Origin of the sequence: Sorangium sp. So ce327 (assembly GCF_051530205.1) — a bacterium.
GTDB classification, from domain to species: Bacteria; Myxococcota_A; Polyangia; order Polyangiales; family Polyangiaceae; genus Sorangium; species Sorangium cellulosum_B.
On the sequence record NZ_CP150330.1, the window covers coordinates 4,493,270 to 4,505,037 of the forward strand.

10 protein-coding genes are annotated in these 11,768 nt (G+C 72.2%); 6 read left to right on the forward strand and 4 right to left on the reverse strand.

The genetic code is table 11. From position 1 onward, the window contains the following. The first annotated feature begins 385 nt into the window (after positions 1-385). The gene (locus WME95_RS16865) at positions 386-1,234 is read left to right on the forward strand and encodes a hypothetical protein (protein WP_437909395.1); all 849 of its coding nucleotides are present in this window, start codon (positions 386-388) and stop codon (positions 1,232-1,234) included. Positions 1,235-1,452: 218 nt separating this feature from the next. Further along, entirely contained in the window at positions 1,453-2,271 is an 819-nt protein-coding gene (locus WME95_RS16870; protein WP_437909396.1) for a lysophospholipid acyltransferase family protein, read from the forward strand. Between the two features lie 25 nt (positions 2,272-2,296). Here the strand turns inward: WME95_RS16870 and WME95_RS16875 are convergent, their stop codons facing one another. After that, positions 2,297-3,481, reverse strand: coding sequence for a lipin/Ned1/Smp2 family protein (locus tag WME95_RS16875; protein WP_437909397.1), 1,185 nt, complete (start codon positions 3,479-3,481; stop codon positions 2,297-2,299). 150 nt (positions 3,482-3,631) lie between these two features. Here WME95_RS16875 and WME95_RS16880 point away from each other — a divergent pair, with 150 nt between their 5' ends. From WME95_RS16880 to WME95_RS16890, 3 genes are all read left to right on the forward strand, one after another. Next, complete coding sequence (locus WME95_RS16880) at positions 3,632-4,288, forward strand: hypothetical protein (RefSeq protein ID WP_437909398.1); 657 nt, start codon at positions 3,632-3,634, stop codon at positions 4,286-4,288. Positions 4,289-4,332: 44 nt separating this feature from the next. Continuing rightward, positions 4,333-6,537, forward strand: a complete 2,205-nt coding sequence (locus WME95_RS16885; protein WP_437909399.1) for a protein kinase domain-containing protein — start codon at positions 4,333-4,335, stop codon at positions 6,535-6,537. Positions 6,538-6,636: 99 nt separating this feature from the next. After that, positions 6,637-8,127 (forward strand): tetratricopeptide repeat protein, encoded by a 1,491-nt coding sequence (locus tag WME95_RS16890; protein WP_437909400.1) that lies wholly within the window; start codon positions 6,637-6,639, stop codon positions 8,125-8,127. 24 nt (positions 8,128-8,151) lie between these two features. Here WME95_RS16890 and WME95_RS16895 read toward each other — a convergent pair whose 3' ends face one another. The 3 genes from WME95_RS16895 to WME95_RS16905 all read right to left on the reverse strand — a co-directional run bounded on the left by WME95_RS16895 (position 8,152) and on the right by WME95_RS16905 (position 11,095). Next, the gene (locus WME95_RS16895) at positions 8,152-8,913 is read right to left on the reverse strand and encodes a hypothetical protein (protein WP_437909401.1); all 762 of its coding nucleotides are present in this window, start codon (positions 8,911-8,913) and stop codon (positions 8,152-8,154) included. A gap of 86 nt (positions 8,914-8,999) precedes the next feature. Next, positions 9,000-10,337 (reverse strand): NAD(P)/FAD-dependent oxidoreductase, encoded by a 1,338-nt coding sequence (locus tag WME95_RS16900; protein ID WP_437909402.1) that lies wholly within the window; start codon positions 10,335-10,337, stop codon positions 9,000-9,002. 251 nt (positions 10,338-10,588) lie between these two features. Further along, the gene (locus tag WME95_RS16905; protein ID WP_437746490.1) at positions 10,589-11,095 is read right to left on the reverse strand and encodes a DUF2505 domain-containing protein; all 507 of its coding nucleotides are present in this window, start codon (positions 11,093-11,095) and stop codon (positions 10,589-10,591) included. Positions 11,096-11,332: 237 nt separating this feature from the next. Here WME95_RS16905 and WME95_RS16910 point away from each other — a divergent pair, with 237 nt between their 5' ends. Continuing rightward, entirely contained in the window at positions 11,333-11,764 is a 432-nt protein-coding gene (locus WME95_RS16910; RefSeq protein WP_437552878.1) for a response regulator, read from the forward strand. The last annotated feature ends 4 nt before the right edge of the window (positions 11,765-11,768 follow it).

Below are 11,768 nucleotides of genomic sequence, written 5' to 3' on the forward strand. Positions count from 1 at the left end.
CCGCAGGGTAGCGCAGAGACGCCGAGCACGTCGCGAGGAGCGCGGTGCTCCGCCGCACCGCGGCGCCCTCCTTCTCCGGCTCTGACGCGGGCGGTCACGTCGACCGGCGACGCTTCGCCGGGTCCTTCTCCCGTCCCTTTCTGCTCGCCGTCGTCCGTTTCGCGGTCCATGCTCGCCCGCGATGGCTGACCGACGTCCCGGCGGTCTCGGGGCCGGGTCCCGCAGGCTGCGTCGCGCCACCGCGAAGGATCGCGAGCGCCGCGCGATGCGATGCCCCGGGCCCCGAGCGCCGCGCTCCCGCGGCGTGCTCGCGGCGCTCGCTTGCCTCCTGGCGGCGAGCTTCGCGGCCGCGTGCGAGTCGGCGCCGGTGTCGACCCCGACGCCGATGCCCTCTCAGAGTCCGCCGGTCGCTGCGCTGCCGCGGCCTGCGTTCGCGGAGACCTCGACGCCGACCGGCGCGGCGCACGCGTCGAACCCGCTCGGCCTGCCGCCGTACCCGATCAAGCTCGAGCCAGGCCGCCGCGTGTTCACCTTCTCGGAGCGGATGCTCGCCGGGGCAAAGCTCGGGTCCACGCTCGTGCTGTATGCGGCGACCGTGGTCGGCTTCGACGGCGACGACCTCATCGTCGAGGGGAGGGGTGGACCCTCGTACAAGGTTCACCCGGGCTACGTCATCCCCGTGCCCGACGCGCCCCGCCTCCGGCCCCACGACCCGCTGCTTACGGAGTGGAACGGCGTCATGAAGCACGCCGTCCTCACCCGCTTCGTGAAGGACAAGATCGAGGTCCGCTACACCGACATGGACCCGCGGACCCCGCTCGCGCAGCTCAAGGGCGTTCGCTTCGTCGTGCAGACCGCGGGGCTCGCCCCCGGCAACTTCGCCGCATGGAAGGACGGCGACACGTGGCGCCACGTGCTGCTCGTGTCGCGGCTCGGCGGTCCCGCGGCCGAGCCAGGCGCCGTCCTGACGTCGCTGTCCAGCAGCTCCGCACGGTGGTTTGCCCTCGGTTATGGTGGCGCCGCGCTGCTCGCCGACGAGTCGGCCCTCCGTCCGCTCCCCGTCAAGCCGCAGCTGAAGATCGGGGCGAGCGTCTGGGCCGAATGGGTCGGCGCGCTGCGCCCCGCCGTCGTGCAGAGCGCCGAGGAGACAGGCCTGTACACGGTCAAGTTCGAGCGCGCCGGGCGGCCGGCCACGGTCGGCTGGGGGCTGCTCACGCCGCCGCTCGAGCCGTAACCGCACGCCACCGCAAGAGCGCGTCGCTCGAGCCGCCCCCCTGGCCCGCGGAGCGGTCCTGGCCCATGGCGAACTTCCGAGGTGGGCGAGCGCCGGATCGCGGATCTCTCCGGCCGCGAAGCGGCGATCCGGAGTCGAGCAACGCCGCTCGCACGCAGCGCCAGTGCGCAAGACGCTACGCGTTTTCGCCCGACATGGAGAGTGGTAAGCGCTGTAGTATGGATCTCAGGAGCGCATGGCTGGCGACGCGCCAGTGGGTCCCTTTCACCCTCAGGACCATGGCGTACGGCACCGTGTCTCTGACGCTGGGCCCCCTCACGCCGCAGCGCTCGGCCAGCCTGTGGGCCATGCGACGCTGGTGTCAGGCGAGCGCGCGAGGGCTCGATATCGAGATCCAGACGAGCGGACTCGAGAACGTCCCTCCCGGGGTGTTCGTCTACTGCTCCAACCACCAGAGCCTGCTTGACATCCTTGCCCTCGGCGCCGTGCTGCCGGGTGATTTCAAGTGGGCCGCCAAGCGCTCCCTCATGAAGATCCCATTCCTCGGCTGGCACCTCCGGCTCGCGGGTCATGTGCCTGTCGATCGCACGGTCGGCTCCCGCGCCGCGGTCGAGGCGATCTCGCGGTTCGAGGAGGTGCTCAAGAGCGGCAAGCCGCTGCTCGTCTTCCCCGAGGGGACGCGGAGCGAGGACGGCATCCTCCGGCAGTTCAAGAACGGCGGCTTCTATGCAGCCGTCCGCGCCGGCGTGCCCGTGGTGCCGGTCGCCATCGACGGCACGCACCTCCTCATGAAGAAGGGTGCCCTCGACACCGGCGACGGCACCCTGCGGATCGTCCGCGTCCGGGTCGGCGCGCCGATCGCCGTGCGCCAGGACGGCCGCGAGGGCGCGCGGGTCAACGACCTGCGCGAGCGCGCCCACGCCGCGGTGAGCGAGCTCCTCCGCTCGATCGGCGGTCGCGTCGAAGCGCCGGCCGGCGCCGCGGCCGCCTCGGAGGCGCCGGCGAGCGGCGCCCGGACCGAGCAGGCGTCCGGCTGACGGGTCGACGCGCCGGCGGGGCGGATCAATCGCAGAGGCTGGGGAGCGCGTCGATCTCGGCGAATAGCTCGTTGTAGCCGTCGATGCGACGGCCGCCGTGCGCCTCATCGTCGAACCGGTAGAACACGCGCCGCGCGACCGGCATCACGCCGCCGTTGTCGTAGGCCTCGGCGTCGGTCGCCGTGTTGCCGAAGGCCCACGCGGGCAGCATCTCCCTTCCGTCGAACAGCCGCTCCAGCTCCGCTGTCTTGTACTCCGCGGCGGCGTCGCCCGTCGCGCCTGTCAGGCTCAGCGCGGTGTGCACGATGCCAGGCGGGAAGCCATACGCCTCGAGGAAATCGCGCGTGCGCTGGACGAGCCACTCCGGCCGCGCGGTCAGGTACATCGGGCGATAGCCCTTCGACGTGAGCCGGTGGAACGCCGCCGCGGCGTGCGCGTGCACGCCGGGCAGCTCGCCGAGGAGGAGCGAGGTGAACTCCTCGGTCTCCGTGCCGGTGAGCGTCCCATCGACGTCGCTGACGAACATCGGCGCGCCCCGCGGGACGACCTCGATGAAGAGGTCGGTGCTCGAGAGGTCACCGCGGACGACCAGGTGGACCCGGTGCCGGCCCGGACCGAGCCGCTGCGCCGCGGGGATCTCGAAGTAGACGCGGCCGCCGTCGTCGCTGACGCCCTCGACAGCGCGGTGCGCCGAGTCCGCTTCCGTCGTGGTCGCCGAGCCGAGGCGCTCCCACTCTCCGCCGCAGCCGCGGAGCAGATAGACGTCGACCCGCTCATCCTTCAGGTCCTTGTCCGTGATCCCGTAGGAGAACTTTCCGATGATCCACTGCGGGTCGTCCGGCGTCAGGTAGAGGTCGCGTCCGCGGTGGTTGGGGCTCCCAGCGCCCGCGATGACGTAGGAAGACGGGTGATTCCACGCGAGCTCCTCGCCCGGATCGGGCGGCGCCGCGTCGCACGCCGGAGGTGGGTTGCAGGAGGCTCCCGGCGCCCCGCCGCCGCTCGAACCGCCGTCCTCGCCGCTCGGCGCGCCGCCGCCGCCATCGCCCTTACCCCCGCCCTCATTCTGGCCCCCGCCGCTGTGCTGGCCGTCGCCATCGCCGCCGCGGCCATCGTCATCGCCTCCCTGGCCACCGCCCCCGCCTCCGTTCGGCGTCCACTCGAGCGTCGCGTCGGCCGATCCGCAGCCGATCGCGAGCGCTGTTGTCGCCATGACAAGTAGGATCCTGGTCTGCATCGGGCCCGAGTGTGACCGAGTCGCCCCCGTTCGAACAGCGACCTCCGGTCGTCGAGGGCCTCCCGGCGGACCGCGCTCGCCCCTTGCGCGCTGGCCCGACTCCGGGCAATCGTAGCGGCCCCAACGATGCCCAAGCCCGATCCGAAGGTCTTGCTTCGCCACGCCGGTGACTATCTCAAGGCGCACCCCGAGGAGATCGCGAGGGCGCTCCGCGGCGCGCTCCGCCTGCGGTTCGGCGTCCCGATCGATGCGCTGCGCTATCTGGCGCGAGAGCTCAGCGGCGGCAAGCGCGCGCCGAAGGACATCGTGATCGAGGCCGCGCCCCCGGGCCTGCGCCTCGCCCTGACGGTGAAGATCATGGGCGCCCCGATCCGGGCCTCGTTCACGGCCTTCGCCGAGGAGCTCGACGTGCGCGCGGACGCGATCCAGGTCGGCCTGCGGATCGCCGACCTCAAGCTGCAGGTGATGGGCGACGAGGCCTCGCCGATCGCCGGGCTGATCGGCTCGGGGGCGATCGACCTGAACAAGCCGGGCGATCTCGTCTCCTTCATGCCCAAGCGGCCCGCCGCGCTGATCGACGCGAAGGGGGACAGGATTACCCTGGATCTCCTCAAAATCCCGGCCCTCGGCGGGAATCCGGCGGTCGTGCGGGTGCTGCGCATCTGCGCGCCGGTGCTCGGTGTCCGTGCGCTCAAGACCAAGGATGACCACCTGGACGTGCACCTCAAGGCCACCCCCTCCGGGGTCGCCGCCGCGATCGCCGCGGTGCGCGCGGGCGTCTGAGGCTCTTTCCGGTGGGGGCCGTCGCCCGCTAGACTTCTCCCTGCATGTCTCGGCTCCCCGAGCCCGCGCCGGCTGCGCTCTCGTTCCAGTTCCTTGCCGAGATCGCATCCGGGGCCACCACCCGCGTTGATCTCTGCAGGTCGGCAGGTCCGCACCGGCCTGGGGAGCTGCTCGCCGTCAAGCGGCTGCACCCGCACTTCGCCGAGGATCAGAACGTCTCCACCCGGTTCCTCGACGAGGTGCGCACGACCGCGGCGCTCAAGCACCCGAACGTGGTCGAGGTCGCCGGCTGGGGGACGGACGAGCAGGGGTGGTACTTCGCCGTCGAGCTCGTGCAGGGCGTGAGCCTCGCGCGGCTCATGAAGACCGTCTTCGACACCGGCGAGATGTTCTCCGAGCGGCTCGTCGTCCACGTCGGCGCGACGCTCTGCCGCGGGCTCAGCGCGGCGCACGAGCTCCGCTCGCCTTCCGGCGCGCTGCTCAACCTCGTGCACCGCGATCTGACGCCGGGCAACGTGCTCGTCGGGTTCCAGGGCGAGGTGAAGATCGCCGATTTCGGGCTCGCCAAATCGTCGCTCCGCGTGATGACGACGGCCGTCGGGGCGCGCCGGCGCGTGACGACGTACATGGCGCCGGAGCAGGCCCGCGGGGGCGCCGCCGACAGGCGCTCCGACCTGTTCTCGCTCGGCGTCGTGCTGTTCGAGCTCTTCACCGGCAAGCACCCGTGGCCGTCGACGAGCGACTACGAGCTCCTGCGGAACGTGTCGACGCAGCCAGCGGCCGACCTGCGGGAGCTCCGGCCGAAGATCGACAAGGAGCTCGTGTCGATCGTGATGCGCTGTCTCGAGAGGGACCCGCCGTCGCGCTTCCAGAGCGCGGACGAGATCCTCGCTCGGCTGGAGGGCTGGCTGCACAGCCACGGGTACCACGAGGGGAACGAGGAGGCGCTCGGGCGCTTCGTGCGGCGCAACGCGATGAGGCAGATGCGCTGGTTCGAGCGCGCCGTCACCGGCGGCTTCGCCGGGGTCGCCAAGGCGCCGCGCCCCTCGCTCTCGACCGCCGAGGCGATCCCGCGCCGGCCTTCGGCCGATCCGCGGGGCAGGGGGGCGAACGCCCCCGGTCGGCTCCGCGGGGGCGGGGACGCGCGCGCTCAGAACGACGACGCGACGGACATCGAGGCGCGCCGCGGGACGCTGTCCCCGCCGCCGACCGGCCTCACGCCGCGCGAGGCGGACGCCGCGGACGACGACCTCGACCGGCGCGGACCGATCGCCTCCGAGACGGCCGAGGAGGCGACGGTCGTCGTCGGCAGCAACGGCAGGGTGCGCGCAGATCCCGGGTCCTCCAGCTCGGGCGGAGCACGGCGCCGCAGCAGCCTGCCCTCGTATGGATCGCTCACCGATCGGGACAGCGAGCCGCTGCTGGTGTCGGGGAACGAGCTGCGCGCGACGTCCGGGAACGAGGCGACGCCCTCGATCTCTGCCGTGGCCGTGTTCTCCGTGGATCACGACGCCGACACACCGCTCACGGCGCAGGGCGCGCCGGGAGTGGCGAGGCCGCTGCACGCGGAGGTCGACCGCCTCACGACCGAGGCGCTCCGGCTCCGCGAGGAGGCCCGCTTCGCGGTCGCCCACGCCGAGCGCAAGCTGGCGCTGTCCAAGGTGGCTGCTCACCTCTCCGAGATGGCCACCGAGGCGCTGCGCCTCTCCGCGAGCGCCGCCCCGGAGCGCGCGTCGCTCCGCCTCGACGAGGCGCTCGCGCTCGAGCGGGCGATGCACAAGGTGATGTCCGCGCCGCTCACGCTCGCGCCCGAGATGACGGCGCTGCCTGTCGCGTGGGGCAACGAGCAGCGGGCCATCCTCGCCCAGCTCGGCCTCGATCACCTGGCGTCCCCCGCCGCGTCGAGGCCCTCGGATTTCGGCGCGCCCCCGCATCGGCTCACGCCGGCGCCCGGGGACGTGAGCGCTGCCCAGCATCGGCTCACTCCGGCGCCCGGGGATGCGGGCGCGGCCCAGCCGTTCATGGGCGCCGACCCCGCGAGGCGTGACGCGGCAGGCGTGCCCTACGCCGCGCTCGCCGTCCGGGGCGACGCTGCGGGCGACGCGATCGGCCCGCCCACGGCCGCGGACGCCGTCGCGTTTCAGGCCAGCCTCCGGCCGATGCTCCTCGGCGTGCCGCGCGCGCTCGCGCTCGCCGTCGCGGCGGCGGCCTTCATGGCGTTCGTCTTGCTGGCCTGGTTCTATTCCTGAAGCGCCGCTGCGCGCGCTGGCGGGGAGCGCGCGAGCGCGCCCGACGCGCCGAGACGTCGCTTGATCCCGGCGGGGCACGGCGGCTACCGTCCTTGGATCATGAGCGAGCAAAGCGACTGGGTGCTGATCGGCCTGGATGAGACCACGGCGCGCCGGCAGGGGATCCCCGCGCGCATGCCGGTGCCTCGGGGGGAGTTCGAGGGGCTGGCTGACAAGGGGCTCAGCATCGACGCCGCCCGCAAGTGGATCAAAGACTTCCTCACGAACTCCGAGCCCGGCAAGAGCGGCGTCTGGCGCAAGCAGAACAGCACGCTCGTCTCGCAGTTCGAGGCGTTCCTCGACAAGGCTCCGGTCTGGGAGCGCGCGCAGAAGGCGTTCGGCGAGCGCGATTACGAGAAGGCGATCTCGGCGCTCAAGCGCATCATCACGATGGATCCGGACGATCACGCCGCGCGGCTGAACCTCGCCTCGGCGCAGGCGAACATGGGCGATCACCCGGCGGCGCTGAAGAGCTTCCAGGCGATCCGAAAGACGTTCCAGGGGGACGCCGACTACCACGTGGCGGTCGGGCAAGTGCACCTGGCGATGCAGAAGAAGGACGCCGCCCTCGATGAGATGGTGCTCGCGCTCGAGGCGAAGCCCGACTGCCAGCCGGCGCTGGACGCGATGGTCCAGCTCGGGGTCCTCCTGCCGATCTACGAGAACCCGCGCGACGCGGCCTCGCTCGTCTACGTGCGCTCCGACGCGGTGCTCGAGTACCTCGCGGGCCAGTGGGACGCGGCGCCCCGCGACGGCGCGTTCTATCTCGAGCAGCTCGCCTACCACGAGCGCGAGCTCCGCCACGACGTCGCGCTGGCTGCAGCGGAGCGCGCCGTCGCCGCCTCGGGCGAAGGGGCGAGCCGCGAGCGCGCGCACCTCGCGCGGATCGCCGCGCTCCGCTCGCTCGGGCGCACCGACGAGGCGCTCGCCGCGGCCGAGGCCTTCGTCGCGACGGCGCCGTCCTCGTCGGGCGCCTGGGTCGAGCTCGCCAAGTGCCTGTCCCAGGCGGGCCGCGGCGCGGAGGTGCCCGCCGCGGTCGAGCGCGCGCTGGAGAGCGACCCAGGCGACCTCGCGGCGCTCTCGCTCCGGTTCTGGCCGAGCGATCCCGCGGACATCCAGAAGGTCAACGAGGCGATCCCCGCGCTCGCCGCCTTCGTCGCGGCTCACCCCGAGAGCGCCGGCGCGCGCCGCTCGCTCGCCCGCGCCGAGCTGGTCGCAGGCCGGATCGACGACGCGCTCGCGGGCTTCGCGGCGGCCGTCGCGCTCGCGCCCGGGGACGACGACCTCCGGGCCGAGTACTGGACCGAGCTCGGGAAGCAGCAGCGGTACCCGGACATCATCGCCGACGCCGCGAAGCTCCCGGACCTCGCGAAGCGCGACTGGAAGCTGCGGTGGAACGAGGCCGAGGCGTACGCCGCGCTCGGCAAGAACATCGAGGCGCGGGCGGCGTTCTCGGCCATCAACTTCGACGAGTCGCTGCACGTCGACGTGCGCCGCAGGGCCAAGCGCGCCGTCAAGACGATGGATGAGACGCCGCCCGTCGCGCCGTGACGCCGGGCCGCGGGCGGCGCGCGCTCAGAGCGAGCCGGAGACGCCGAGCCCGACGGTGTCGCCCGTGACGATCGGCTTCACCGACAGGGCGACGTCGTTGCGGACGAGCTTCTTCTCCGGCGCGGCGAGGCCGCCGATGAACATCGCGGCCCCGGCGACCTGAGCCAGCCCGTCGACCATGAGGACGAAGACGCCGCCGCCCTTCGCATCGGCGGTGCCGACGGTGATGAAGGGGCCGGCGAGCGGGATGTAGAGCGGGAGGAAGCTCTCGCCGCTTCCGCCGCTCGCCCTGTCAACGCTCTCCGCCATGAGCCCGACCATCGCCGAGAGGATGTAGGTGACGCCGAACGTCACGGCGCCGCCGATGACCAGGCCGCGGCGCGCCCTCTCCTCGACGCGGTAACCCTCCGGGACGGCCTGCCCTTCCTCGTAGTTCATGATCCTCGGGCCAACCGGATACGAGCCGGAAGGCGAGGCGTATCCCGGAGGCGGGGCGTATCCCGGAGGCGGGGCGTATCCCGGCGGCGGGGCGTATCCCGGAGGCGGGGCGTATCCCGGCGGCGGGTAGTAGCCGGGCTGCTGCCCATACGGGGCAGGCGCGCCGTACGGAGCGGGGGCCCCGTGGGGCGCGGGCTGCGGCTCGGCGCCTGCGCGCGGCGAGGACGCAGGAGGCGCCTGCGCGAAGGCGGAGGGGGCGCTGAGCAGGAGTGCGGCGAGGGGTGCTGCGCTGGCGAGGAGCGCTCGCCACGGGTGCGTCGAGGCGCCCTGTCCGGGATGGGTCGTCATGGTCGATGACGCTAACGCAGCTCCGTCGCCAAGGTCCAGACGAGCGCAGGACGCCGGCGGGCGGCGTGTGTGCTCTCGGGCGGCGGCTATGCGCGCGTGCGCGCGGGCTCCATCGGCTGGTGCCTCCTCACGGCGCCACCGTCCATGCGCGCCTCGAGCGCCGGCGCGTGATGGTCCTCCAGGAGCGGCGGGATCTCGCCCGTGATCAACCGCGAGGCGCGCTCGTAGGTCACGTAGGACAGGGCCCACGAGAACAGCACCAGGAAGCGGTTACGGAAGCCGATCAGGAAGAGGATATGCACGAACAGCCACGCGAGCCACGCCAGGAACCCGGAGAGCTTCAGCTTGCCGAAGTCGGCGACCGCCGCGGCGCGCCCGATCGTCGCCAGGGATCCCCGGTCGTTGTAACGGAACGGCAGCCGCGGCAGCCCCCGCAGGGTGCGCGCGATGCAGCGCGCGGCGTGGCGCCCTCCCTGGATCGCCGCGGGCGCCACGCCGGGCACGGGCGTCCCGTCCTCCTGCTTCAGCGACGCGAGGTCGCCGATGACGTAGATGTCCTCGTGACCCGGCACCGTCAGGTCCGGCGCCACCAGCACGCGCCCTGCCCGGTCGAGCGGCGCTCCGAGGGTGCGGGCGAGGGCGGACGCCGCCACGCCGGCCCCCCAGAGCACGGTCCTGGCTTCGATCCGCTTGTCGCCGATCGAGACCCCCTCCTCGTCGATGTCGGTGACGCGGCAGTTCGTCCGCACCTCCACGTTGAGCGAGACCAGCTGCTGTCGCGCCTTCTCGCCGAGCTCCGGTACGTACGACGGCAGCACCTGCCCGGCCCCTTCCAGCAGGAGGATGCGGGCCTTGCTCGGATCGATGCGTCGGAACTCGCGCACGAGCGTGTGCCTCGCGAGCTCCGAGAGGGCGCCGGCGAGCTCGACGCCCGTCGGGCCCGCGCCCACCACCACGAACGTCATCCAGGCGCTCCGCCGCGCCGGATCCGGCTCGCGCTCGGCCGCCTCGAAGGCGAGGAGGACGCGCCGGCGAATCTCGAGCGCGTCCTCGACGGTCTTGAGCCCGGGCGCGACGGCCGCCCACGCGTCGTTCCCGAAGTACGAATGCGACGCCCCCGCCGCGATGATCAGCTTGTCGTAGCCGAGCTCGCCGTCCTCGAAGATCACCCGCTTCTGGACGGGATCGATCGCCTTCACCTCGGCGAGGATCACGCTCGTGTTCTTCTGCTTGCGCAGCACGTGGCGGATGGGCGTGGCGATGTCGCTCGCGCTCAGGCCCGCCGTCGCGACCTGATACAGGAGGGGCTGGAACGTGTGATGGTTGTGCCGGTCGATCACGGTCACCCGTACCGGCTCGCGCCGGAGCGCCCGCGCCGCGTAGAGGCCGCCGAAGCCGGCACCGATGATGACGACGTGCTCCATGCCGTGGCCCTGGTTCCCGTACGCCACCGCAGCAAGAGCCGGAGCCGCAGATCTCCCGCTTTGACCCTGGACGTGCAGGGGGGCGCCCTCGCTCGTTCGCGGGATGGCGGCCGCGAGACGGCCGCTCGTGATCCCCGTCGTCCCCCTCTCGTCCCCCTCTCGTCGGCGTCGCCGTCCGTTCGTCGGGCAGCGCCGGCGTCAGGCGCCCCAGGCGGTGCGCGGCAGGGGCCGGCCGATCGCCGCTGGCCCGGCTAAGCCGTCTTGCCCTGAGCGATCCACTTGTTCATGAAGACCGCGCTGACCTCCCACCCTTGCCGCAGCTCTTTCTCGGCGCTGCTCTCGAGCATGCCGCCGACACCGAACACCTTCGCTTCGATCGTGATCTCGGCGATCCGACGCACCTTGTTGTCGCCGATGGCCTCGGCGCGCACCACGCCCTCGTTGCGCATCTTGTCGGCCAGCGTGCTTGGCGTCAGCTTGAAGGTCCACACGTTCGTCGCCTTGTTCAGCCTGCCCTCTTCGGTGTAGCGGAACCCGGAGCCGAGCAGCTTCTCGACGGGGCCGGGCAAATTCATCTTCGGCTTCCCGGCCGACCTCCGGATGATCTCCGTCGCCGTCTCGACCTGCTCCGTGATCGTGAACTCGGGGAAACCGAGCTCCTTCCTGTAGAGCTCCTCGTTGAAAGTCTTGTCCAGGAACAGCTTCCAGAACGTCTCGAGGTTGCAGTTGATCTCGTGCGTGAGGGTGAACTTGCCCATGGGATCGTTCCTTTGCGGTGCGCGGGGTCGATGACGTCCAGCCCCGCGTTTACCGCAGCCCGTACGTGGCGTCCATGTCTCGACCAGGACCGCTGAACACGGGATCTGCGCTGGCGACGCGTCCGTCTGCGTTGCGCGCGCCACCGGCGCTGTGCACGGTTGCGTACGCGCGTTCCGGGCGATGCGGGGGCTGGCGGCGGGCTTCCAGGGCTTCTGCGTCCGTGCGATCATGACGCTGTGACGTGCATCCTCGTCATCGACGACGACGCCGCAATCCGAGCCATGTTTGCGCGTTCGCTCCGTACGCTGGGCGACGTCGAGGAGGCGAACGGCGGGGCGCCGGCGCTGCGCCGGCTCTCCGCGCGCAAGTTCGATCTCGTGGTGCTCGATCTGCACATGCCGCTGATCGACGGCTTCAGCGTGCTCGAGTCGCTCTCGGCCAAGGGAGCGCTGAACCGCGACACGCCCGTCTTCGTCGTGACGGCCGATGAGTCGCAGCAGGCGCGCATCCGCGCGCTGCGACGGCACGCGATCTTCCTGCTCTCGAAGCCGGTGAACCTCGCCATGCTGGTGTCGCTCGCGGAGTCGTCGCTGAAGAAAGCTGCGGCCCGCGCCACCCCGCCCCCGCCGCCCGACGAGGCGCAGCCGGAGAAGCCGAAGGAGGACTGAGCGC